The organism is Methylobacterium sp. 142-1Y (assembly GCF_057747795.1).
On record NZ_CM173224.1, the window covers coordinates 6,037,180 to 6,059,997 of the forward strand.

Annotated in this window: 17 protein-coding genes; 8 read left to right on the plus strand and 9 right to left on the minus strand. The window is 70.6% G+C overall.

Annotated elements, in window-relative coordinates:
* Positions 1 to 41 precede the first annotated feature (41 nt).
* Both AC3AOF_RS27665 and ruvC read right to left on the minus strand, forming a co-directional pair.
* A complete protein-coding gene (locus AC3AOF_RS27665; RefSeq protein WP_236987854.1) occupies positions 42 to 1,214 on the minus strand; it encodes an isovaleryl-CoA dehydrogenase in 1,173 nt (390 codons plus the stop codon).
* A 379-nt stretch (positions 1,215 to 1,593) separates the two neighbouring features.
* Complete coding sequence (gene ruvC / locus AC3AOF_RS27670) at positions 1,594 to 2,151, minus strand: crossover junction endodeoxyribonuclease RuvC (RefSeq protein ID WP_236987853.1); 558 nt, start codon at positions 2,149 to 2,151, stop codon at positions 1,594 to 1,596.
* A gap of 195 nt (positions 2,152 to 2,346) precedes the next feature.
* Between ruvC and AC3AOF_RS27675 the strand changes: the two genes are divergently transcribed.
* The gene (locus AC3AOF_RS27675) at positions 2,347 to 3,102 is read left to right on the plus strand and encodes a sulfite exporter TauE/SafE family protein (protein WP_488347079.1); all 756 of its coding nucleotides are present in this window, start codon (positions 2,347 to 2,349) and stop codon (positions 3,100 to 3,102) included.
* 87 nt (positions 3,103 to 3,189) lie between these two features.
* Here AC3AOF_RS27675 and AC3AOF_RS27680 read toward each other — a convergent pair whose 3' ends face one another.
* Together AC3AOF_RS27680 and AC3AOF_RS27685 are read right to left on the minus strand one after the other, a co-directional pair.
* Positions 3,190 to 4,041, minus strand: a complete 852-nt coding sequence (locus tag AC3AOF_RS27680; RefSeq protein ID WP_488347080.1) for an urea carboxylase-associated family protein — start codon at positions 4,039 to 4,041, stop codon at positions 3,190 to 3,192.
* Positions 4,042 to 4,382: 341 nt separating this feature from the next.
* On the minus strand, positions 4,383 to 7,874 hold the full coding sequence (locus tag AC3AOF_RS27685; RefSeq protein WP_488347081.1) for an indolepyruvate ferredoxin oxidoreductase family protein: 3,492 nt from the start codon (positions 7,872 to 7,874) through the stop codon (positions 4,383 to 4,385).
* A 227-nt stretch (positions 7,875 to 8,101) separates the two neighbouring features.
* Here AC3AOF_RS27685 and AC3AOF_RS27690 point away from each other — a divergent pair, with 227 nt between their 5' ends.
* Positions 8,102 to 9,133, plus strand: coding sequence for a cysteine synthase A (locus tag AC3AOF_RS27690; RefSeq protein ID WP_236987849.1), 1,032 nt, complete (start codon positions 8,102 to 8,104; stop codon positions 9,131 to 9,133).
* A 294-nt stretch (positions 9,134 to 9,427) separates the two neighbouring features.
* Here AC3AOF_RS27690 and AC3AOF_RS27695 read toward each other — a convergent pair whose 3' ends face one another.
* Positions 9,428 to 9,658: a DUF1127 domain-containing protein gene (locus tag AC3AOF_RS27695; protein WP_236987848.1), complete on the minus strand. Its 231-nt coding sequence runs from the start codon at positions 9,656 to 9,658 to the stop codon at positions 9,428 to 9,430.
* Positions 9,659 to 9,767: 109 nt separating this feature from the next.
* Between AC3AOF_RS27695 and gcvA the strand changes: the two genes are divergently transcribed.
* Positions 9,768 to 10,709 (plus strand): transcriptional regulator GcvA, encoded by a 942-nt coding sequence (gene gcvA / locus AC3AOF_RS27700; protein WP_236987847.1) that lies wholly within the window; start codon positions 9,768 to 9,770, stop codon positions 10,707 to 10,709.
* Between the two features lie 308 nt (positions 10,710 to 11,017).
* Here the strand turns inward: gcvA and AC3AOF_RS27705 are convergent, their stop codons facing one another.
* A complete protein-coding gene (locus tag AC3AOF_RS27705; RefSeq protein ID WP_236987846.1) occupies positions 11,018 to 11,914 on the minus strand; it encodes a LysR family transcriptional regulator in 897 nt (298 codons plus the stop codon).
* 106 nt (positions 11,915 to 12,020) lie between these two features.
* Between AC3AOF_RS27705 and AC3AOF_RS27710 the strand changes: the two genes are divergently transcribed.
* The 3 genes from AC3AOF_RS27710 (at position 12,021) to AC3AOF_RS27720 (ending at position 14,747) form a co-directional block, all read left to right on the plus strand.
* Positions 12,021 to 12,815, plus strand: a complete 795-nt coding sequence (locus AC3AOF_RS27710) for an SDR family NAD(P)-dependent oxidoreductase (RefSeq protein WP_236987845.1) — start codon at positions 12,021 to 12,023, stop codon at positions 12,813 to 12,815.
* Positions 12,816 to 12,978: 163 nt separating this feature from the next.
* The gene (locus tag AC3AOF_RS27715) at positions 12,979 to 13,740 is read left to right on the plus strand and encodes an endonuclease/exonuclease/phosphatase family protein (protein ID WP_236987844.1); all 762 of its coding nucleotides are present in this window, start codon (positions 12,979 to 12,981) and stop codon (positions 13,738 to 13,740) included.
* Complete coding sequence (locus tag AC3AOF_RS27720; protein WP_442919215.1) at positions 13,737 to 14,747, plus strand: lysylphosphatidylglycerol synthase transmembrane domain-containing protein; 1,011 nt, start codon at positions 13,737 to 13,739, stop codon at positions 14,745 to 14,747. Before AC3AOF_RS27715 ends, AC3AOF_RS27720 begins: the two co-directional genes overlap by 4 nt.
* 351 nt (positions 14,748 to 15,098) lie before the next feature.
* Here the strand turns inward: AC3AOF_RS27720 and AC3AOF_RS27725 are convergent, their stop codons facing one another.
* On the minus strand, positions 15,099 to 16,520 hold the full coding sequence (locus tag AC3AOF_RS27725) for a phospholipase D-like domain-containing protein (RefSeq protein ID WP_488347082.1): 1,422 nt from the start codon (positions 16,518 to 16,520) through the stop codon (positions 15,099 to 15,101).
* A 187-nt stretch (positions 16,521 to 16,707) separates the two neighbouring features.
* Here AC3AOF_RS27725 and AC3AOF_RS27730 point away from each other — a divergent pair, with 187 nt between their 5' ends.
* Complete coding sequence (locus AC3AOF_RS27730; RefSeq protein ID WP_488347083.1) at positions 16,708 to 20,106, plus strand: DEAD/DEAH box helicase; 3,399 nt, start codon at positions 16,708 to 16,710, stop codon at positions 20,104 to 20,106.
* Positions 20,107 to 20,443: 337 nt separating this feature from the next.
* On the opposite strand, the gene AC3AOF_RS27735 is transcribed toward AC3AOF_RS27730, so the two are convergent.
* Positions 20,444 to 21,211: an EAL domain-containing protein gene (locus AC3AOF_RS27735; protein WP_488347084.1), complete on the minus strand. Its 768-nt coding sequence runs from the start codon at positions 21,209 to 21,211 to the stop codon at positions 20,444 to 20,446.
* 104 nt (positions 21,212 to 21,315) lie between these two features.
* Positions 21,316 to 21,876 carry a cupin domain-containing protein gene (locus AC3AOF_RS27740; protein ID WP_336886923.1) on the minus strand — a complete coding sequence of 187 codons (561 nt, stop codon included), beginning with the start codon at positions 21,874 to 21,876 and terminating at the stop codon, positions 21,316 to 21,318.
* Between the two features lie 157 nt (positions 21,877 to 22,033).
* Between AC3AOF_RS27740 and AC3AOF_RS27745 the strand changes: the two genes are divergently transcribed.
* Positions 22,034 to 22,816: an ABC transporter substrate-binding protein gene (locus AC3AOF_RS27745; RefSeq protein ID WP_236987839.1), complete on the plus strand. Its 783-nt coding sequence runs from the start codon at positions 22,034 to 22,036 to the stop codon at positions 22,814 to 22,816.
* The last annotated feature ends 2 nt before the right edge of the window (positions 22,817 to 22,818 follow it).

Sequence of the window (22,818 nt, forward strand, 5' to 3'; positions counted from 1 at the left end):
AGGATGAGGTCGATTACTGGAACAATAGCTCAGACAGGCCTTCAGGCGGACTTGGCGAAGAGCTCGCGGCCGATCAGCATCCGGCGGATCTCGCTGGTGCCGGCGCCGATCTCGTAGAGCTTGGCGTCGCGGAGCAGGCGCCCGGTCGGGTAGTCGTTGATGTAGCCGTTGCCGCCGAGCAGCTGGATCGCGTCGAGGGCGCATTGCGTCGCCCGCTCGGCGGCGTAGAGGATCGCGCCGGCCGCGTCCTCGCGGGTGGTCTCGCCGCGGTCGCAGGCCTGCGCCACCGCGTAGACATAGGCCTTGGCGGCGTTGGTCGAGACGTACATGTCGGCGAGCTTGCCCTGGACCAGCTGGAACTCGCCGATCGCCTGGCCGAACTGCTTGCGCTCGTGGACGTAAGGGACGACCACGTCGAGGCAGGCCTGCATGATGCCGAGCGGCCCCGCCGCCAGCACCGCCCGCTCGTAGTCGAGCCCCGACATCAGCACGTTGACGCCGCGCCCGACCTCTCCGAGCACGTTCTCTTCCGGAATCTCGCACTCCTCGAAGACCAGCTCGCAGGTATCGGAACCGCGCATCCCGAGCTTGTCGAGCTTCTGGGCGGTCGAAAACCCCTTCATGCCTTTCTCGACCAGGAAGGCGGTGATGCCGCGGGGTCCCGCCGCCGGATCGGTCTTGGCGTAGACCACCAGGGTCTCGGCGATGGGGCCGTTGGTGATCCACATCTTGGAGCCGGTCAGGACGTAACGGTCGCCCCGCTTCTCGGCGCGGGTCTTCATCGACACCACGTCCGAGCCGGCGCCCGGCTCCGACATCGCGAGCGCGCCCACATGCTCGCCGGAGATGAGCTTCGGCAGGTATTTCCGCTTCTGCGCGTCCGAGCCGTTGCGGGTGATCTGGTTGACGCACAGGTTCGAGTGCGCGCCGTACGACAGGCCGACCGAGGCCGAGGCCCGCGACACCTCCTCCATCGCCACGCAATGGGCGAGGTAGCCGAGGCCGAGCCCCCCGTACTCCTCCTCGACCGTGATGCCGTGGAGGCCGAGCGCCCCCATCTCGGGCCACAGGTCGCGCGGGAAGGTGTTGGTGCGGTCGATCTCCTCGGCCCGTGGCGCGATCCTGTCCTGCGCGAACCCGCGCACGCTGTCGCGGATCGCCTCGGCAGTCTCGCCCAGGCCGAAATTGAATGCTCGCGCGGCGTTCGGGATCATCGGCGCCCTCCCTGGATTTTCCCCATTCATACGAACGATCGTTTTTTAAGACAAGCGGGGAGAGGGCTGAGGGCGCAGTGCCGAACGGACATCCCGGCACGGCGGCCGGGTGACGGCGCCGTGTCGGTCGAGCGATCCGAGCGCGGACTCGACCTCTCCGCCTCACAGGGTCACCCCGGGGCTCGCCGCAGGCGGGAGCCCGGGATCCAGAAACTCAGGTGCGTGGAGGATCGAGCGGAACGCCATTCGCCTTTTCCGAACGATCCGCGGTTCGGGATTCCGGTTTCCGCATCGCGAAGCGATCCATCGGAAAGCGTATGACGCGGAGGGTTTCAGTCGTTTGATCGCCTCTGGTCCACTGCTCTTGCCGGCCTTCCCCTCACCCCCGCGCCACCGCCCGGGCGATCCGCGCCGCCCCCGGCCCGGCCGCGGCGGCATGGGCGGCCGTGCGCATCCGCGCCGCCCGGTGGCTCGCATGGGTGATGGCGATGGCGAGCGCGTCCGCCGCATCCGCGGTGTCGGCGGTGGCCTTCGGCAGGAGGAAGCGCACCATGGCGCCGACCTGGTCCTTCTCGGCATGGCCGGCGCCGACCACGGTCTTCTTCACCAGGTTGGCGGCGTATTCGGCCACCGGCAGGCCGGCAAGCGCCGGCACCAGCAGCGCCACGGCGCGGGCGTGGCCGAGCTTCAGGGTCGCCTGCGCGTCCTTGTTGACGAAGGTCTCCTCCACCGCCGCCTCGTCGGGCAACAGCGTCGCGACCACCTTGGTCAGGCCCTCGTGCAGGGTGCGCAGGCGGGTGGCGAGGTCGTCATCGCCGTTCGACGTCACGGTGCCGCTCGCCACGAAGGCGAGGCGGGTGCCCGTGACGGTGATCAGGCCCCAGCCGGTGCGGCGCAGGCCCGGATCGATGCCGAGGATGCGGATCGGTTCGCTCATCGCCGCTCGAAGTTCCTTGTCAACCGGTGCAGGCGGCGCCCGCATCATGCCGAAAAACCGCCCCGGCGCGAAGAGCGTCGGATCTTAGCCGGGAAACGACTGCGCCGCCACCACGGGACGTTCCGTGAACACGCCCGGACCACTCATGCGGCGAGACCCTTGACGAATCGTAGCCGTGGCGCGCGTGGTGACGTCATGTCGCTCGATCTCGCCACCCTGCTACCGCTCGACGCCCGGGCCGCCACCCTGTTCCTCGCGGCCCTCGTCGGCGGGCTGGTGCGCGGCTTCACCGGCTTCGGCTTCGCGATGGTGTTCGTGCCGGTCGCCGCGGCCGCCGTCGGCCCGGCGGCGGCGGTGGGGCTGATCTGGGTGGTCGATGCGCCGTTCTCGTTGTGGTTCGGCGCCCGTTCCGCCCCGCGGGCGGTCTGGCGCGAGGTGGTGCCGCTCCTCATCGGCTCCACCCTCCTGCTGCCGCTCGGCGTCCAGCTCCTCACCCATCTCGATCCGACCCTGACCCGCTGGATCACCGCCGGCGCCATCCTGCTGGCGCTCGCCGCCCTGGTCTCGGGCTGGCGCTACAAGGGCGATCCCTCGCTGCCGCTCTCGCTCGCGACGGGGGGCGCCTCGGGGCTGGCGAGCGGATTCGCCGCGCTCGGGGGCATGCCGCTCGCCGTCTTCTGGCTCGCCAGCCAGCGCGCCTCGGCGCGCCAGGTGCGCGACAACCTGATGGCCTATTTCGGCCTCTCGACCCTGGTCTCGGGGGGGGTGTTCACGGCGACCGGGGTGCTCACCGGCCCCCGCTTCGCGGAAGCCGTGCCGCTGCTCCTGCCCTACGGGTTCGGCCTCTGGATCGGATCGCACGGCTTTGCCCGCGCCTCCGACCGGATGTTCAGGGTGGTGGCCTATGCGGTGATCCTGGTGGCGGTCTGCCTGGCGCTCCCGGTGCGCTAAGCAAAGTTGCACGGGGCACCTCTGCTTGGCTTTGCCTTCTTGCATCATCTTTGTCGCCGAACCGGCGACCACTTCGGCGAATGATGCTCAGGCCTTGTCCCACCAGCCCTTTTCCGCGTGCAGCCCGTGCTGGCCGCGATACGACGCCACGGCCGGGCTCTGCCACCCCTCGGTCAGTTCCGGGTCCAGCCGGTAGACCTCGACGGCGAGCGGCCGGCAGACGTCGATCGGGTCGCGGGCGTCGGGCCCCCAGAGCGGCACCGAGAGATCGCCGCCCGGGCAGGTCGAGAGCGCGCAGAGCAAATCGATCTCGGCGAAGAACTCCAGATAGTCGCCGGCTTTCGCCGGGCAGTCGCGCATGAAGTACAGGTCGTCGTGGTTGAGGCCGGTGACCTGGAACACGTTGAGTACGTCGTGCACGTCGAATTCGGTCAGGCCGAACGGCATCACCGCGCGGACCAGGTTCGAGTGGCAGTGGAAGTGGAAGTCCTGGCCGGTCAGCAGCTTGTTGATATAGGGGTCGCAGCGGGTTCCCAAGAGATCGTGGATCCGGCCGCCATACTCGTCGGTGCCGTAATGGCTCAAGCTGTCGGCCGTGATGGTGACGAGCGGGCGCAGGAACGGCAGGGTCGACCACAGCCGGTCGAAGGTCGTGACATGGGCGCCCTGGAGCTGGCGGGTCCGCGCCGCCCAGAGCCGCTCGCGCGGATCGTGCCGGTTCCAGATGTTGAGGTCGCCGACCTGCGGCCCCTCCGGCGCGACGATGCGAAAGACATGGCCCGCCGGCACGCTCCAGGCCCGGCCGAAGCGGATCGGGATGGTGAAGCCGTCGACCAGGGTGCGCCCGCCGGTCTCGGCGGCGATCCGCTCGTAGAACGGCCGGTCGACCGACAGGGCCGAGCCCTCGCTGACCTGATAGGCGGCGGGAAAGTCCTTCATGCCGGGGGCTCCGGGTGGGGTGGGATGCGCCGGGAGTGGCAGACGCGGAGGAGAGGGGCAAATACCGAGCCAGGGCGGGCGCGAGTCCCGCGTTTCCCGCCCGGCGCGAAGCTGTCCGGGGAAAAGAAGAGGCGCGGGCTTCCCCTCTCCCCGCGGGCGGGGAGAGGGCCGTGTCTCTGTCCAAGAGACACGGCAAGCGGAGGCGAAAGCCGGAGCGAGGGTGAGGGGGTCTCGACGAGTGAGGCTCCTCCGGAAACACCCCCTCACCCTCGCCCTCCGGGCTCCCCGAGCCCCTTCGGAGCTCGGGCCTCTCCCCGCCCGCGGGGAGAGGAGGAAGGCGCCTACTCCGCCGCCGTCGCGAGCGCGGCCTCCTTGCTGCGGAACCGTGCCAGCAGCGCCGCCTCCTCCTCCCGTACCGCCGCGAGGTTCTTCGCCTTCACCGGCCCGTAGCCGCGGATGCGCTGGGGCAGGCCGGCGAGGCCCACTGCCGTGGCGTGGTTGGCCGGCGTCAGGTCGCGGGCGATCTCGGCCATCCGCGCCTCGAAATCCTGCACCAGCCGCCGCTCCTCGCGCCGCTCCTGCGTGTAGCCGAACGGATCGAAGGCGGTGCCGCGCAAGGCCTTCATCCGGGCCAGCACCCCGAACGCCTTCATCATCCACGGCCCGAAGGTCATCTTGCGCGGCCGGCCGGTGGCGGGGTCGCGGCGGGCCAGCAGCGGCGGGGCGAGGTGGAACTCGTAGCGAAGGGTCTCGCCCTCGAAGGTGCGCTGAACTTGCGCCTGGAAGCTGCCGTCGGTGTAGAGCCGCGCGACCTCGTATTCGTCCTTGTAGGCCATGAGCCGGAACAGCGAGCGCGCGGCGGCCTCGGCGAGCGCCGACTGGCCCGGCACGATCGCGGCTTCGCGAGCCCGCACGGCCGCCACGGCCTTTCCGTAACGGTCGGCATAAGCCGAATCCTGGTAGGCGGTGAGGAAGGCGACGCGCCTGGCGATGACGCCGTCGAGATCCGGCGCCTGCTCCGGGGCGGGGGCCTCGACCGCCCGCATCGTCTCGGGTCGAGCCGCCGCGCGCCGCCCCCAGGCGAAGGCGGCGAGGTTCATCGCCACCGCCTCGCGGTTGAGCTCGATCGCCTTCAGGAGTGCGTCCCGCGACAACGGCACCCGCCCGCGCTGCCAGGCGTAGCCGAGCATGAACATGTTGGCGGCGAGCGCATTGCCGAGCATCGAGACCGCGAGGCTCGTCGCATCGGTGAAATCGGCGGCGTCGGCGCCTGCGGCCTCGCGGATCGCCCGCTTGATCCGCTCGGCCGGCAGGGAGAAATCGGGCCGGCGGGTGAACTCGCCCGGCATCACCTCGGCGGTGTTGACGACGAGGTGGGTGCGGCCCTTCGCAATCGCCGACAGCACCTTGCGGTTGCCGCTGACCACGAGATCGCAGCCGAGCACGAGGTCGGCCGCGCCCGCCCCGACCCGGATGGCGTGGATGTCCTCCTGGCGGTTCGCCAGCCGCACGTGGCTGAACACCGCCCCGCCCTTCTGGGCGAGGCCGGCCATGTCGATCATGCCGAGGCCCTTGCCCTCGAGATGCGCCGCCATGCCGAGGATCGCCCCGATCGTCACCACGCCGGTGCCGCCGACGCCGGTGACGATCAGGTTGTAGGTGCCGGCGATCTCCGGAATCGCGGGCTCGGGGAGACCCGCATCCGGCGCCGCGTCGGTCGTCACCGGGACACCGGCCGGCCGGCTGCGGGGCTTTGCTCCATGCACCGTCACGAAGGACGGGCAGAAGCCCTTCACGCAGGAAAAGTCCTTGTTGCAGCTCGACTGGTCGATGCGGCGCTTGCGGCCGAACTCGGTCTCGACCGGCTGCACCGCGACGCAGTTCGACTGCACCGAGCAATCGCCGCAGCCCTCGCAGACGAGTTCGTTGATGATGACGCGCTTGTCGGGATCGGGAAACGCGTTGCGCTTGCGCCGGCGGCGCTTCTCGGAGGCGCAGGTCTGGTCGTAGATCATCACCGAGACGCCCGGCACCCCGGCCAGTTCCCGCTGGACCGCGTCCAGCTCGTCGCGGTGGTGGATCGTCAGCCCGTGCGGCCAGCTCACCGTCGAGGGGTACTTGTCCGGCTCGTCGGTGACGAGCGCGATGCGCTCGACGCCCTCCGCCCGGACCTGGGCGGCGATGCGGTCGACGGTGAGCCCGCCCTCGTGCGGCTGGCCGCCGGTCATGGCGACGGCGTCGTTGAACAGGATCTTGTAGGTGATGGTGGTGCCGGTATCGACGGCCCATCGCAGGGCCAGAGAGCCCGAATGGTTGTAGGTGCCGTCGCCGAGATTCTGGAAGACGTGGCCGCGCTTGGAGAAGGCGTTCTCGCCGATCCAGTTCGCGCCCTCGCCGCCCATCTGGGTGAAGCCGTCGGTGCTGCGGTCCATCCACTGCGCCATGTAGTGGCAGCCGATGCCGGCATAGGCCCGCATGCCCTCGGGCACCTTGGTGGAGGAATTGTGCGGGCAGCCGGCGCAGAAATGCGGGATCCGCGCGGCGATGTCGGCGGTCGCCGCCAGCCGCTCCTGCGCGCCCTTGAGGCGGGCGACGCGGGCCGCGAGGTCGTCGTTGCGGTGGTAGCGCAGCAGCCGCTCACCGAGCGCCACCGCGATGTCGTTGGGATCGAGGGCGCCCTTGACCGGGAAGAGCGAGTGGCCCTCCTCATCCCGCTTGCCGATGCAGGCCGGCTGGTGGCGCGATCCGTAGAGTTCCTCGCGCAGCTGCACCTCGATCAGGGATCGCTTCTCCTCGACCACCATCACGAGGTCGAGGCCGTCGGCGAACTCCGCCAATTCGCGCCGCGACAGCGGCCACGGGCAGGCGACCTTGTAGAGCCGCACCCCCATGTCGTTGGCCTTGACCTCGTCGAGGCCGAGGTCGTCCATCGCCTGGCGCACGTCGAGATACGACTTCCCGACCGTGATGATGCCGATCTTCGGCTGGCGGCCCCCTGAGAGCACGATCCGGTTGAGGTTGTTGGCCCGCACGAAGGCCAGCATCGCGTCGCGCTTGAAGTCCTGGAGGCGGGCCTCCTGCTCCAGGATGCCGTCCGGCGTGCGGATGTTGAGACCGCCCGGCGGCATCAGGAAGTCGTCGGGCAGGTGAATCTTCACCCGGTCGAGGCGCGCATCCACGCTCGCGGTCGATTCGATGTTCTCCTTCACGCACTTGAAGGCGACCCAGGTGCCGCAATAGCGGCTCATCGCGTAGCCGTAGAGGCCGTAATCCAGGATCTCCTGCACGCCGGCCGGGTTCAGGATCGGGCTCATCACGTCGACGAAGTGGAACTCCGACTGGTGCGCGACGGTGGAGGATTCCGCCGTGTGGTCGTCGCCCATCAGCGCCAGCACGCCGCCGTGGCGCGCGGTGCCGGCCATGTTGGCATGGCGGAACACGTCGCCGGAGCGGTCGACGCCCGGGCCCTTGCCGTACCAGAGGCCGAACACGCCGTCGTAGCGGCCTTCGCCCCGCATCTCGGCCTGCTGCGCCCCCCAGATGGCGGTGGCGGCCAGTTCCTCGTTGAGGCCGGGCTGGAACACGATGTTGGCCCGGTCGAGCACTGTCTTGGCCCGCACCAGGTTCTGGTCGAGCCCGCCGATCGGCGAGCCGCGATAGCCCGACACGAAACCCGCGGTGTTGAGCCCCGCCGCCCGGTCGCGGGCCTGCTGCATCAGCAGCATCCGGATGACGGCTTGCGTGCCGGTGACGAAGACCTGATCGCGGGAGAGATCGTACTTGTCGTCGAGGCTGACCGGCCGAAGGGACGGGGTGGTCGCGGGCGAACCCATCGCGTGTTCCTCTCCTCCTCGCGCGGTGCGGGCCGGTTTCACCGGCCTCTCGGGACCACGCCGATTAAGTCAGGAAGGCTGACATTTGCGGCCAGCCCCGTCAACGCGGCTCGGACGACACGGCTTGGAGGTATTCCAGGCAGGCGCGCCTTGCCGCCCACTCGCATTCACGGCATCACCGCCACCCCCGCGGGCGCAAGGCCCGCCAGCCCCGGATGACCTTCGCGATGATCCGCTCCGACATCCTCGCCGCGATCGGCGGCACGCCGCTGATCCGCCTCAAGCGCGCCTCGGAGGAGACCGGCTGCACCATCCTGGGCAAGGCCGAGTTCCTGAATCCGGGCCAGTCGGTGAAGGACCGCGCCGCCCTGTCCATGGTCGAGGCGGCCGAACGCGCCGGCAGCTTACGGCCGGGCGGCACCATCGTCGAGGGCACGGCGGGCAATACCGGCATCGGCCTCGCGCTCGTCGGCGCGGCGCGCGGCTACCGCACGGTGATCGTGATCCCGGAGACCCAGTCGGCGGAGAAGAAGCAGGCGTTGCGTCTCGCCGGGGCCGACCTCGTCGAGGTGCCGGCGGTGCCGTTCGCCAACCCCAACAACTACGTGAAGGTGGCAGGCCGCCTCGCCGAGCGCCTCGCCGCGACCGAGCCCGGCGGTGCCTTCTTCGCCGACCAGTTCGACAACCTCGCCAACCGTGAGGCGCACATCGCCACGACGGGGCCCGAGATCTGGGAGGCGACGGACGGCAAGGTCGACGGCTTCATCTGCGCGGCCGGCACCGGCGGCACGCTTGCCGGCACCGCGGCGGCGTTGCGCGCCCGCCATCCCGGGGTGACGATCGGGCTCGCCGATCCCGACGGTTCGGCCTTGCACCCGTACTACGCCACGGGCGAGCTCAAGGCCTCGGGCACCTCGATCACCGAGGGCATCGGCCAGGGCCGCATCACCGGCAACCTCGAGGGTTTTCGGCCCGACATCTCCTTCGGCATCCCCGACGCGGAAGCACTGCCGCTGGTCTTCGGCCTGCTGGAGGAGGAGGGCCTGTGCCTCGGCGGCTCGTCGGGGATCAACGTGGCAGGCGCGATCCGGCTCGCCCGCCATCTCGGCCCGGGCCACACCATCGTGACGATCCTGTGCGATTACGGCACCCGCTACGCCTCGAAGCTGTTCGATCCCGATTTCCTGCGCGCCCGCGACCTGCCGGTGCCGCACTGGCTGGCGCACCCGCGGGCGATCGATCCGGGGTTGGTGGCGTAAGGGGGCGTGAGGGGGTTCGGCTGAGGCGTTGTGCGGGCCGCGCGGCGCCCGAGCGAAGCCGCTTTCCGCATCGCGAAGCGATCAATCGGAAAGCGTATGAGACGCCTCCGGAAACACCCCCTCACCCTCGCGGCGAACCTGCGGTTCGCTGCCGGGCTCCCTGAGCCCCTCCGGAGCTCAGGCCTCTCCCCGCAACGAAGTCGGGCTTGCCCGACTTCGTCCGTCGCTTGCAGATCCCGGGCAAGCCCGGGATCTGTCGGGGAGAGGGGAATGCCCGCGCCTCACACGGCGACCTCACTCGATCCAGAACGGCTTCCCCGCCTCGCGCGCCGCATCGGCCCGCGACAGGCCGACATCCTTCAGCAGTTCGTCGGGGCAGGCGAGCAGCGCGCGGCGCTCGTGCCAGCGGTCGGCCCACAATTCGAGCCGCTGGAGCAGCGAGACGGCGGAGCGCCGGCGCGGCGCACCGACACGGATGGTGGGAACGAGGCGCAGGTTTCCTCGGCCAGCGACGAGGGTCGTCATGGCTCTCTCCAAGTCGGACGGGGTGTTGCTGATGGAGGGAGATTGCCTTTTCGGAGCCCGCCGATCAAACCAGATCGACTCGTCCGTCGCCCCAGGAAATCTGGGTCACTTGGAGGATCGCATCGTGGCCCTCGACCGGACTCCCCGCCGCCGCCTGCCGCCGCTCAATGCCGTGCGGGCCTTCGAGGCCGCCTCGCGCCACGCCACCTTCCACGAGGCCGGGGACGAGCTCGGGGTGAGTGCCGGCGCGGTGGCGCAACAGGTGAAGATCCTGGAGGGCTGGTTCGGCCTCGCCCTCTTTCGCCGCCTGCCGAGCCGCGGCGTCGTCCTCACTCCGGCGGGCCAGCGCTTCGCGGTCGCCGCCGGCGAGCTGCTGGACGGGCTCGCCGAGGCGACCGCCCGGCTGCGGCGTCAAGGCCAGGACCACGTGCTGACGGTGAGCACCACCCATTCCTTCGCCAGCCTGTGGCTGATCCCGCGCATGAGCAGCTTCCGGACGCAAAATCCCGACCTCGACGTGCGGGTCGTCGCCAACAACCGGCTGGTGGACTTTTCCCGCGACGACGCGGACGTGGCGATCCGGCACGGGCGCGGGCGCTATCCGGGCCTGCGCTCCGACCTCCTGATGCACGACGTCGTCTTCCCGGTCTGCAGCCCGGCCCTGCGCGACGGCGAGCCGCCGCTGCGCTCACCCGGGGATCTCGCCCGCCACACGCTGCTTCACGACGACGACCCGATCGACGTCGAGGCGGTGGACTGGTCGCAGTGGCTCGCCGCGGCGGGCGTCACCGGCATCGATGCCTCGCGCGGGCCCCGCTTCACCCACACCTTCATGATCCTGCAGGTCGCCACCGCCGGTGGCGGGGTCGGCCTCGCCACACGGGTGCTGGGCGGTGATCTCGTCACCGGTACCGGACTGGTCCGGCCCTTCCCCGACGAGGTGGCGAGCCCCTACAGCTTCTTCCTCGTCACCCCGACCGAGGACGACGCCCCGAAGGTCGCCCGCTTCCGGGAGTGGATCACCGCGCAGGTGGCGGAGTCGGACCGCTGAGCGTCGGGCCGGCCGCCTCGCTGTTCCCAGACCACGAGACGCCACGCCCGTCGCCGAGCAGGATGCAGGCGCAGCGATCGGAGGACGGACGCCCCGGCAGCTTTCCGAGGAGGGCGGCGACGAGCCGTAAGAACCAGGACGACATGATGACAAACAGACTCCGCCGCGTTCGGGCGCGGTCGGCGCGCGCTCCGGTGAAGTCCGGAGTGTGCCCGAGCGTGACCGTGTCCTCCATGCTCGTACGTCCCACTTCGTAGACCCCACGTCCAAACGACGCGGACCGACCGCGCCGGCCTGCCGGGGCGGCCTCACCCGCGGACCACCGCGTGCGCCGCGAGGAAATCCACGAAGCAGCGGATACGCGAGGACAGCCGCTCGTGCCCGGCATAGAGGGCATGGATGTCCTCCGCGTCGCCCGGGCTGAACTCTTCGAGCACCGGCACGAGGCGGCCGGCCGCGATGTCCTCGTCGACGTGGAAGCGGGCGAGACGGGCAAGCCCGGCGCCGCCGAGCGCCATCAGCCGCACCACCTCGCCGGAATTGCCGAAGAAGGTGCCGTGGACCGGCCGCTGCACCACCGCCCCGTCGATCAGGAACGGCCAGGTGTCCAGCGAGCGGCGGAAGCTGAAATTGAGGCAGTTGTGAGGGCCAAGCGCGTCCGGATGGGCGGGCGTGCCGCAGCGCTCCAGGTAGGCGGGAGCCGCCACCACCGCGAGGCGGCTGCGGCCTAAACGCTTCGCCCGCAGACTCGTGTCGCGCAGAGGGCCGATGCGGATCGCCACGTCGGCGCGTGCCTCGACGAGATCGACCACGTCGTCGGTGAGCGCGAGATCGACCCGCATCCGCGGCTGCTCGATGAGAAAGCGCGGCAGCACCGGCAGGATCGCCTTCATACCGAACGGCACCGAGGCGTTGACCCGGAGAAGCCCGCTCGGCTGGGCGGCGTCGCGGCCGAAGCCGTCCTCGATCGCGTCGAACTCGGCGATCAGCTCGCCCGCGCGGACGAGGTACGTCTCGCCCTCCGGCGTCAGGGTCATCGCCCGGGTGGTGCGCCGGATCAGGCCGACGCCGAGGCGTGATTCCAGCCGCGCCACCGCCCGGCTCACCGCCGAGGGGGTGCAGCGCAGGGCCTTGGCGGCGGCCGCGAAGCTGCCGCGGCGGGCCACCTGCACGAAGGCCTCCATCTCGCCGAGGCGGTTGTCCATCGCCGGTCCATTGTTGCGTCCGATGCACGATCATCGTGCCGGCCCGCGCGCTGGTCATCAATCCCCGGCATCGTCATCTCGGGACCTCCAGAGACGGAGACCGACCATGGACCTGAAGATCGGCGGCAAGATCGCCCTCGTCACCGGCGCCACCGCGGGCATCGGGCTCGCCATCGCCCGCCGCCTCGCCGCGGAAGGCGCCGAGGTGGTGCTGCCCGGCCGCAACCAGGGCAAGCTCGATGCGGCCGCGGCCGTGATCGCCGCCGAGCCCGGCGCGCGGGCGCCCCGCACGGTGCTGGCCGATCCGGCGACCGCGGACGGCGCGGCGGCTTTGGTCGCGGCTTTGCCGGCGGTCGACATCCTGGTCAACAACCTCGGCATCTACGAAGCCAAGGCGTTCGAGGAGATCACCGACGCCGATTGGCACCGCCTGTTCGAGGTCAACGTCGTCTCGGGCGCGCGGCTGGCCCAGGCCTATTTCCCCGGCATGCTGGAAAAAAATTCCGGGCGGATCGTGTTCGTGTCGAGCGAATCCGGCCTCGTGCCGCCGCCCGACATGCTGCACTACGCGGTGTCGAAGACCGCGCAGCTGACGATCACCCGGGGCCTGGCCCAGCGCACCCGCGGCACCGGCGTGACGGTGAACGCGGTGATGCCCGGCCCGACCCGCTCGGAGGGCATCGTGGACTTCCTGAAGAGCGTCGCCTCGGACCCGGACGCCCCGCCGGCCGAACTGGAGGCGGAGTTCTTCCGGGTCCACCGCCCGCTCTCGCTGCTTGCCCGGATGATCGAGCCCGAGGAGATCGCAGGCCTCGTGGCCTATCTGGCGAGCCCGCTTGCGGCGGCGACCAACGGTGCGAGCCTGCGGGTCGAGGGCGGGATCGTGCCGACCATCGCCTGATCCCCCTAGACCACCGCCTGCGCCTCCGGGCCGCCCAGCGAGAGGCGCCACCCGGCGGCGTGATCCGCTCATGATCTAACATTCCGACGGCGCCCGGGGGCTCCGAACCACAGCCAGGCTCGGCCGTTGAGGGAGGTTCGTCCCGTCGTGAAAAGGCCCCCGGTTGCTCCGCGTCCTCACCTACAACGTGCGCCGCTGCCTCGGCGCCGACGGCCGGCTTGCCCCGGAGCGCATCGCCGCGGTGATCGCCGCCTGCCGGCCGGACGTGGTGGCGTTGCAGGAGCTCGATGTCGGCCGCGCCCGCAGCGGCGGGATCGACCAGGCTGAGGTGATCGCCGGCCATCTCGGGATGCGCTCCCACTTCCATCCGGCAATGCGGGTGAGGGAGGAACTCTACGGCGACGCGATCCTGACCTCCCTCCCCTCCCGGCTGGTGCGGGCGAACGGCCTGCCGGGGCGGGACGGCTGCGAGCCGCGCGGCGCGCTCTGGGTCGCCGTCACCGCCGGCGACGCCGAGGTGCAGGTCGTCACGACGCATTTCGGCCTCGGCCGGCACGAGCGACGGGCGCAGGCCGAGGCGCTGCTCGGGCCCGCCTTCCTCGGCGATCCGGCCTGCCGCGACCCCGTGGTGCTGCTCGGCGACTTCAACGCCCTGCCGGGATCGCACGTCCATCGCCGCCTCGCCGCCCGGCTGCCGGACGCGCACGGGAAACGGGTCTGGATGCGGCCGACCTTCCCGGCCCGCCTGCCGCTCCTGCGCATCGACCACGTCTTCGTCAGCCGCGGCGTCGCGGTGCGGCAGGTCAGCCCGCTCGGCGGCCGGCTCGCCCGGGTCGCCTCCGACCACCTGCCGCTCGTCGCCGACCTCGACCTCGCGCCGGCCCTCGGCCCCCGCATCTCCGTGCCCCGGGAGGAACCCGCGTGACGCAGGCTCAAGACCGAACCCAAGAACGACCCGAAGACGAACACGAGACGTCCGCCCGCCGCCGGTTCTGGACCATCCTCCTGACGATCCTCAGCGTCGCGCTCGGCGGCTACCTGCTGTACCGGACGCTCGCGGGCTACAGCCTGGCGCAACTCGTGGACTCCGTGCGGGCGCTCCCCGCCGGCCGGCTCGCCGCCGCCGGGGGCTTCGCCGCCGCGAGCTATCTCTGCCTCACCGGGATCGACTGGCTGGCGTTGCGCGCCGCCGGCAAGCCCCTGCCCTATCCCCGGGTGGCGCTCGCGGCCTTCATCAGCCTGTCGCTCGGCCACAGCATCGGATTCGCGGGCCTGAGCAGCGGGGCGATCCGCTACCGCTTCTACACCCGCTGGGGCCTCAGGACCGCGGACGTCGCCAAGGCGGTCCTGTTCTGCGGCGTTACCGTGGCGGTCGGCCTGATGGCGCTCGGCGCCGTCGCGGTGCTGGTCCATCCCGGCCTCGCCCGGGAGGTGACGGGCCTCGGCCAGGGTGCGGTACTGGCGGCGGGCCTCGCCTGCGCGGGCGGCGTCGCGACCTATCTCGGCCTCGCCGCCTGGTGGCGCAAGCCGGTGACCTTCCGGCGCTGGTCGATCGAGATGCCGCCGCTTCCCCTCGCGGCGGCGCAGGTAGGCTTGGGAGCGGTCAACTTCGCCCTGGTCTCGGCCTGCCTGCACCAGGTGCTGGCGGCGGTCTCCGATGTCGGCTTTCTCGCCGTCGCCTCGGTCTTCGTCATCGCCAACGCGGCGGTGCTCGTCACCCATGTGCCCGGCGGCGTCGGGGTGATCGAGAGCGTGGTCGTCCACCTCCTGCCGAAGACCGACGTGATCGGCCCGCTGATCGCCTTCCGGTGCCTGTACTTCCTCGGCCCCCTGGCGCTCGGCCTCATCGTCTTCGCGGTGACGGAGGCGGTGTTCCGGTGGCGGGATGCGGGTGGAGCGGCGCGGGAGGTCGCGTCCGTGCGGTCGTCGTGACCGGAGCGTGGCGATGACCGCGTGCCCTGTCGCCTGGCACGAGCGGAATCGCCGGTCTCTTTTCCATCCCGACCCTCGACCTCATCCTGATGTGTCAGAGCCTGTTTGACCGATCAACATACTCTATCCCACCAGCAACCTCATCCTGAGGTGTTAGTCGATCAAAGATCGACTAACCTCGAAGGAGGGCTCCAGAACTCTCCGGGATCACTGGATCCCTCCTTCGAGGCTCACTGCGTTCCCACCTCAGGATGAGGTTGAGGGTGGGATGATTGACATGGAGCATCCGACCAAGCTCCGAGCATGAACGCACACCGCGGAATCGCGACCCGTCGCTGGGCGCAAGCCCCCCTACGCCGTCCCGAACGGCCGCTCCGGGTCCAGCAACTCGGAGCTGACGAGCGGGTCGAGCAGCCCCTCCTCCTCCGGCACCTCGCAGACCCGCAAGGAGCGTGGGCCCCCCATGTGCCGGCGGATCGCCGCGACGAGGCCGAATTCCGCGATCGCCTCTTCCGCCACCTCCGGCGCCACGCCCAGATGCTCGGCCACCAGGCGGGCGCGCAAACGACGGAGCGCGGCACGCTCCTCCGGGTCGCGGGCCTCGACCGCGAGGTCGCACTCGGTGTCGAGGGCGACGGAGCGGTTGTTGAGGTTCGAGGAGCCGATGCGCAGGAAAGAATCGTCGATCAGGACGAGCTTGGCGTGGACCTCGATCTCGCAATCTCCTTCGGGTCCCGGCACCACCGGATAGGCCACGAGGAGACGGCCGAAGCGGTCGATTTCGCGCAGGCGGCGCAACACCCGGTCGCGCGGCGTGCCCATGGCGACGCGCTCGGTGAAGTTGTGCGAGCGGCGCGTCAGCACCACCACGATCTCCGGGCCCGCCTCCGCCGCGAGATGGGCGGCCAGCGCATCGGCGACGAAATCCGCCGTGAGGTACTGCGCCTCGAGGTAGATCGTCTCCCTGGCCGCCGCGAGCGACGCGGCGGTGAGCGCCGCCGCCTCCTCGACCGAGGGTTCGTCGCCCTGGAGCGGCATGGTGCGGGCAATGGCGACGGGCGCGTCGGTGACGAGCGGCGCCAGTCCCTGCGGCCAGACCGGAGCGGCGGCCGCTACCGGCGCCAGCCCCTCGCCGGTGGCGGCCCGCCAGCGCGCGCGGGCGAGATCGCCGAGCCTTGCCGCCGCCTCGCCGTCCACCGCCATCTGGAGGTCGTGCACCGGCGGGTAGAGGTCGCCGTCGGGATTGGTGCGCAAGGGATCGCCGGCCGTGTGGGCGGGGGTATCCCAGCGCCCGACCGTGAGGTCGATGCCGCCGCAGAACGCGACCCGGTCGTCGATGCAGACGAGCTTCTGGTGGTGGGCGGCGTAGAGCGGGTGGTGGGTGTCGAGGCGCACCTCGACGCGCGGATGCGCCTCCCACTCGGCCCCGAACAGCAGCGGCAAAGCCGCGCCCGGCCCGTGCAAGGTGGCGACGCTCCAGACCAGCACCCGCACCTCGAGCTCCGGCCGCCGCGCCGCGAGGTCGCGCAGGAGCGGGCCCAAGGGCGGAGATTCCTCCGGGCTCGCCTCGTGGCGCAGGCGGATGCGCCCGTCGAAATCCCAGCCGACGATCAGGATCGAGCGTTGCGCCTGGCGCAAGGCGTCCTCCAGCCGGGCGAAATACTCGGCGGAATCGATCATCACCGCGACCCGCTCGGCCCGCGCCACGCACCAGCAGGTGCGGCCGGGCTGGAACAGGCTGTCGGGCTCGTCGCGCGCGGGGTCGATGGTCATGAGCGCTCGTGGACTCCTCACATTCCCTTGGTCCCGGAACGGCAGGCGGGGCCGTCCGTTCCGGGACCAAGGGAAACGCACAGGCGATTTGCCCGCAAGACTGCCGCAACGGTTCCCAAGACCGGCCCGGCTTCCTACCTTCGCCAAGGAGGCCCGGCAGGGCAGGCCGGAGGTGGATCCCGTTTCGATGCGCAGGAGGCCGTCCTTCACCGAACGCGACATCCTGCGCAACTGCGGCCACGCCTCCTTCCACGACGGCGCCCGCGACCTGGCGCAGGGCCGGGTGCTCGACATCGAGGCCGACGGGGACGAGTACGTCGAGGGCGACGTCGAGAGCCGCAGCGGGCGGACGGTGTACAGCGTCTCGATCTCCATCGGGCGAGATTCCCAAGGCATCTCGATCCGCGGGGATTGCACCTGCCGGGACCGCTTCAATTGCCGGCACGTGGCGGCCGTGCTGCTCGCAGCGCTGAACGGCACCGCCGTGCGGCCGCCACCACCCCCGCCGCCGACCCCCGAGGAGCGGGCGGCCCGCCTGCTCCGGCTCCAGGATTCCGCGACCGACGACACCCTGTCGCCCGAGTTGACGAACTGGCTGGCGCGCCTCGACCAGGTCCGCAAGACCGGCAGCGAGGAGTTCCCGCCCGACATCGACCGGCGCCTGATCTACGTCATCCTGGCCCTGCCCGGCCGCGGCGGCACCGCCCCCCGGCTCGCCGTCGCGCCGATGCAGGCCCGGATCCTGAAGAGCGGGGCGATGTCGGCGAAGGCGCGCCCGGTCGATCCGCAGAGCATTGGCTACGCGGCGAGCCCGGCCCAGTACCTGCGCCCGTCCGACCGGCGCATCCTCAAGTCGCTCAACGGGCGGATGCGCGAGACCGACGGCGACGGGCCGCCGGCCTATCCCCTGATCGACCAGGCCGGTGCCGAGATCCTGGACCAGGTGCTGGCCACCGGCCGGGCCCGGTCCGGGACCGTGCTGGGGCCGGCGCTGGTGGCCGGCCCGCCCCGGCCCGGCCACCTCGCCTGGGTCGAGGGCGAGGAGACGCTGACGCCTCGGCCCGTCCTCGACGGCGAGAACGGGGACAGCCAGGTTCTGGCGCTGGCCGCCCAGCCGCCGGCCTATCTCGACCCGCAGGCCGGGCAGGTCGGGCCGATCGAGGTTGGGTTGCCGCCGCACCTCGCGGCCGCCCTGCTGGCCGGACCGCCGGTGCCGGCCTCCGCCGCGCCGGCCCTCAACGCCGCCCTCGCCCGGCAGATGCCGGGCCTGACCTTGCGCCTGCCGGAACCGCCGCGGGAGAATGTGGTCGACCAGGCGCCGGTGCCGGTGCTGCGCCTGACCCAGATCGAGCTGCCGGCGCCCGCTTACTATTTCGGCCTCGGCGAGAAGCCGCCGCCCGAATCCGTGCGCCTCGCCGCCCTCTCCTTCCGCTACGGCCCGGTGACGGTGCCGTTCGGCGACCTGCGGGCCAAGCCGACGCGGCTTTCGAACGGCCGGCTCTACGTGGTCGAGCGCGACGGCCCGGCCGAGCGGCGGGCGGTGGCGCGGCTCCTCGCCCACGGCCTGTCGCCGGCCCAGGAGCGCCGCATGGACCTGCCGCAGGCCCATGCCCGGGATTTCCTGCCCGATGGCGGCGAGGAGGCCTGGACGGCGCTCCAGTCCGACGCGCTGCCGGCCCTGAAGGCCGCAGGCTTCGAGATCGTGACCGATCCGGCTTTTCGCGGCCGGGTGCTGCACCCGGATGCCGCGGTCGAGTTCGCGATCCACGAGAGTTCCGGCATCGACTGGCTCGAACTCGATCTCGGGGTGGAGATCGAGGGCGAACGCATCCCCCTCGCCGAGCCGGTCGCCGCGCTGCTGGCGCGTCCCGACTTCACGATCGAGTCGATCGACGAGGCCTCGCCCGAGCCGGTGATGCTGCCGCTCGGCGACGGGCGGCTCCTGGCCCTGCCGGGCGCGCGGCTGAAGCCGATCCTGCTCGCGCTCCGCGAACTCAGCCTCGGCGGCGCCTCGGGCGAGGGCGGGCGGCTGCGGCTCGGCCTCGTCGATGCCGCGACGCTCGCGGCCCTGGAGCGGATGAGCGAGGCGGCGATGCTGGCCTGGCGCGGCGGCGAGGCCTTGCGCGCCATGGGAAGGATGCTGCTCGCCGAGGGCGGCATCCCGCAGGTCGCACCGCCGGACACCTTTCGCGCATCCTTGAGGCCCTACCAGGCGGAAGGGCTGTCCTGGCTCGCCTTCCTGCGCGATGCCGGCCTCGGCGGCATCCTCGCCGACGACATGGGGCTGGGCAAGACCGTGCAGGCCCTGGCGCTGATCGCCCGCGAGAAGGCGCAAAGGCGCCTCGACCGGCCGGCCCTGGTGATCGCCCCGACGAGCCTGATGGCGAACTGGCGCCGGGAGGCCGAGCGCTTCGCCCCCGACCTCTCCGTGCTGGTGCTGCACGGCCAGGGCCGGCACGAGCATTTCGACGCGATCGACGGCCACGACCTCGTGCTGACGACCTATCCCCTCGTGGTCCGCGACCAGGCGGTGCTCTCCGCCCAGGACTGGCACCTCCTGATCCTCGACGAGGCGCAGACGATCAAGAATCCGGACGCAACGACGACCCAGCTGATCCACGGCCTGTCGGCCCGGCACCGGTTCTGCCTCTCGGGCACGCCTTTGGAGAACAACCTCGCCGAATTGTGGTCGCTGTTCTCTTTCGCCTGCCCGGGGCTGCTCGGCGAGCGCAAGACGTTTGCCCGGACCTGGCGCACGCCGATCGAGAAGCACGGCGATGCCGAGCGCAGCCGGCTGCTCGCCCGCCGGATCAAGCCGTTCCTGCTGCGGCGGACCAAGGAGCAGGTGGCGAGCGACCTGCCGCCCAAGACCGAGATCACCGAGGAGGTCGAGCTGGGCGAGGCCCAGCGCGCCCTCTACGAGTCGATTCGCCTCGCCATGCATACGAGGGTGCGGGAGGCCATCGCTGCCAAGGGCTGGGAGCGCAGCCGGATCGTCATCCTCGATGCCCTGCTCAAGCTGCGCCAGGCCTGCTGCGACCCGCGCCTGCTGAAGCTCGACCGGGCGAAAGCCGCCGGCTCGGCCAAGCTGGAGCGGCTGGAGGAATTGCTCGACGCGCTCCTGGCCGAGGGACGCCGGGTGCTGGTCTTCTCGCAATTCACCGCGATGCTCACGCTGATCAAGCCGCGGCTCGATCAGGCCGGCATCGCCTATACCGAGCTGACCGGCCGCACCCGCGACCGGGAGGGGGCGATCCGGCGCTTCGAGACCGGCGAGGCGCGGGTGTTCCTCATCAGCCTGAAGGCCGGCGGCACCGGGCTCAACCTCGTCGCCGCCGACACGGTGATCCTGTACGATCCGTGGTGGAACCCCGCGGTGGAGGCGCAAGCGATCGACCGCGCCCACCGCATCGGCCAGGACAAGCCGGTCTTCGTCCACAAGCTCGTGGCGTCCCGCAGCATCGAGGAGAAGATGGAGGAGTTGAAGGCGCGCAAGAGCGCGCTCGCGGACGCCCTCTTCGACCACGAGGGCGCGCCGACCAGCGCACTGACGCAAGCCGACCTGGATGTGCTGCTGGAGGGGTGAGCCGAGGATGCCTCTTCGCTCACGCACCTCTGTTCAGGACGATCTCTCGGTCATGAAACCCTCGATGTCATCCCGGAGTTCGTCGAAGACGAAAGCCCGGAATGACGCGGCTGGTTCGAGAACCGGATTGACTTCTGACATCGACAGCGTGATCGAATTCCACTTCCCATCCGCGACCTCATCCTGAGGTGTTGGTCGATCGAAGATCGACTGACCTCGAAGGAGGGCTCCAGGGATCGCGGAGGCTTCTGGAGCCCTCCTTCGAGGCTCCCTGCGGTCGCACCTCAGGATGAGGTCGCGGATAGGATTGCACGCATGATCTCAAATAAACAGCCTCTCACGCCGCCTGCCGCATCCCCGGCAGGTTCAGCTCCGGCAGGGCTGCGACCGTGGGCCGGGCGAAGAGATAGCCCTGGAACAGGCTGATGCCGGCCTCGCGGAGCGCCGCGAGTTCGTCGGGCGTCTCGATCCCTTCGGCGATCACCGCGACGCCGAGCGCCCGACTGATGCCGATCACGCCCGACACGATCGCCCGCCGGGCCGGCGATTCGGCGATGCCGCGGATCAGCTCCATGTCGAGCTTGATCAGGTCGGGCTGGAACCGCGCCAAGAGGCCGAGGCCGGCATAGCCGGCGCCGAAATCGTCGAGCGCGGTGAGGAAGCCGCGCTGGCGGTAATCGGTGATGATGCGCTGGACATGGGCCACGTCGGTCATGCGCTCGTTCTCGGTGAACTCGAACATGATCCGCTGGTGGGCGAACCCGATGCGGCGCGCCGCTTCCAGGGTCGCCCGGATGCAGGCCGCCGGCTCGTAGACCGCGTTCGGCAGGAAGTTGATCGACAGCCGCACGTCGCCGGCCGGAAACAGCCCGCCGGCCAGCTCGATCGCCTTGGTGCGGCAGGCCTGGTCGAAGCGGTAGCGGTTGTCGTCGTCGACCTGGCCGAGGATGTAGCCCGCACCCTGCCCCTCGGTGCCGCGCACCAGGGCCTCGTAGCCCCAGACGCCCCCGCTCTCGAGGTCGACGATCGGGTGGAACGCCATCGTGAAGGTGAAGGGTAGCGGTTCGCCGCTCCGGCACTGCCCACACTCGCTGCGCTTGGTCATGGTACCGTCCGGCTCCGTCGACGGATACCCTCCCACCGTTATCTTGACGCAAGATGAAACCGGCCTTGCGGATGCGGAATTAAGATAATTGTCCCGTCATAGCCTCAGGCCCGCGGCACGGCATTGACCCACAGCACCAAGGCGATCCGGTCGGGTGACGGGTTGCGGTAGCGGTGCGGGCGCCGGCTGGCGAAGCGAAAGCTGTCGCCGGCCCTCAGTTCCGCCGTCGTGCCCTCGACCGTGAGGACGAGGGCCCCCTCCATCACCAGCCCGGCCTCCTCGCCGTCATGGACCAGGGGCTCGTCGCCGGTGCCGGCCCCGGGCGCGAGCTGCATCAGGAACAGGCTCAGGGCCGCGTCGCCCTGCGTGAGCAACTGCTTGGTGATGCCGGCGCGCCACAGCGTGAGCGCCGCCCGCTCGCCGGCCCGGGTGACGATCCCGTCGGCGGCCGCATGCTCCGGCGCGCCGAACAGGGCGCCGAGCCCGACCCCGAACAGGTCCGCGACCTGCGTCAGCACCCGCAAGGACGGCGAGGACAGGCCGCGCTCGACCTGGCTGAGATAGCCGATCGACAGCCCGGTCAGCGCCGCCACCGCCTTGAGCGAGAGCCCGCGCTCCTGACGCAGGGAGCGCAGCCGCCGGCCGACCGCGAGATCGGCCGCCATCGGCTCGCTTGCCTGCCCGTTCGATTGCCGATCTGCCGCCTGTTTCATGTGCATGAAATTCGATTGCGTGATGCAACGAATTATGGCCTGATGTTCATGTCAATGAAATTTATGCGGTGGGACGGCGAGCCGCACACAACCGTCAGGGGAGCAGAGGATGACGAGGCGTCTGATTCGGGCCGCGGGCGCGGCCCTGGTGCTGCTCGCGGGAAGCGCGCTCGCCCGCCCCGCTTTGGCGCAGGAGACGGTCCGGGTCGGCTCGACGCCGACGGGCGTCCCCTTCACCTTCCTCGACACCAAGACCAACACCATCCAGGGCGTGATGGTGGACGTGATCACGGCCATCGGCAAGCAGGCCGGCTTCTCGGTGCAGATCGAGCCGTTCCAGTTCTCGAGCCTGATCGCCGCGCTCAACGCCAGGAAGATCGACGCGATCTCGGCGGCGATGTTCATCACCGCGCCGCGCAAGGAGGTGATCGCCTTCTCCGAGCCGGTCTATGCCTATGGCGAGGGGCTGGTGGTGCCGAAGGCCGACACCAAGGCCTACACGGCATTTTCCGACCTGAAGGGCGAGGTCGTCGGCGCCCAGGTCGGCACCGCCTTCGTCGATGCGCTCAAGAAATCGGGCGAGTTCAGCGAGGTGAAGGCCTACGACACGTTCCCCGACATGCTGCGGGACGTCAATGCCGGCCGGGTCAAGGCGGTCTTCGCCGACGCGCCGATCATCGCCTACAACCTCAAGAGCGGCAACTTCCCCAACGCCCACCTCGTCGCCTCGTACAAGCCGGTGGTCGTCGGCTCGGTCGGCATCGGCGTGCGCAAGGACGACACGGCGCTGCTCGCCAAGATCAATGCGGGGCTGGCCAAGATCAAGGAGAACGGCGAACTGGCGAAAATCCTGGAGAAGTGGGGCCTGCAACCGTCGGTGAACCCGTCCTGACG

What these genes read in the sequence shown, in the direction of transcription:
- AC3AOF_RS27665 (WP_236987854.1), bottom strand. Translation starts at nt 1,214, where the DNA reads ATGATCCCGAACGCCGCGCGAGCATTCAATTTCGGCCTGGGCGAGACT.
- ruvC (WP_236987853.1), bottom strand. Translation starts at nt 2,151, where the DNA reads ATGAGCGAACCGATCCGCATCCTCGGCATCGATCCGGGCCTGCGCCGC.
- AC3AOF_RS27675 (WP_488347079.1), top strand. Translation starts at nt 2,347, where the DNA reads ATGTCGCTCGATCTCGCCACCCTGCTACCGCTCGACGCCCGGGCCGCC.
- AC3AOF_RS27680 (WP_488347080.1), bottom strand. Translation starts at nt 4,041, where the DNA reads ATGAAGGACTTTCCCGCCGCCTATCAGGTCAGCGAGGGCTCGGCCCTG.
- AC3AOF_RS27685 (WP_488347081.1), bottom strand. Translation starts at nt 7,874, where the DNA reads ATGGGTTCGCCCGCGACCACCCCGTCCCTTCGGCCGGTCAGCCTCGAC.
- AC3AOF_RS27690 (WP_236987849.1), top strand. Translation starts at nt 8,102, where the DNA reads ATGATCCGCTCCGACATCCTCGCCGCGATCGGCGGCACGCCGCTGATC.
- AC3AOF_RS27695 (WP_236987848.1), bottom strand. Translation starts at nt 9,658, where the DNA reads ATGACGACCCTCGTCGCTGGCCGAGGAAACCTGCGCCTCGTTCCCACC.
- AC3AOF_RS27705 (WP_236987846.1), bottom strand. Translation starts at nt 11,914, where the DNA reads ATGGACAACCGCCTCGGCGAGATGGAGGCCTTCGTGCAGGTGGCCCGC.
- AC3AOF_RS27710 (WP_236987845.1), top strand. Translation starts at nt 12,021, where the DNA reads ATGGACCTGAAGATCGGCGGCAAGATCGCCCTCGTCACCGGCGCCACC.
- AC3AOF_RS27725 (WP_488347082.1), bottom strand. Translation starts at nt 16,520, where the DNA reads ATGACCATCGACCCCGCGCGCGACGAGCCCGACAGCCTGTTCCAGCCC.
- AC3AOF_RS27730 (WP_488347083.1), top strand. Translation starts at nt 16,708, where the DNA reads ATGCGCAGGAGGCCGTCCTTCACCGAACGCGACATCCTGCGCAACTGC.
- AC3AOF_RS27735 (WP_488347084.1), bottom strand. Translation starts at nt 21,211, where the DNA reads ATGACCAAGCGCAGCGAGTGTGGGCAGTGCCGGAGCGGCGAACCGCTA.
- AC3AOF_RS27740 (WP_336886923.1), bottom strand. Translation starts at nt 21,876, where the DNA reads ATGGCGGCCGATCTCGCGGTCGGCCGGCGGCTGCGCTCCCTGCGTCAG.
- AC3AOF_RS27745 (WP_236987839.1), top strand. Translation starts at nt 22,034, where the DNA reads ATGACGAGGCGTCTGATTCGGGCCGCGGGCGCGGCCCTGGTGCTGCTC.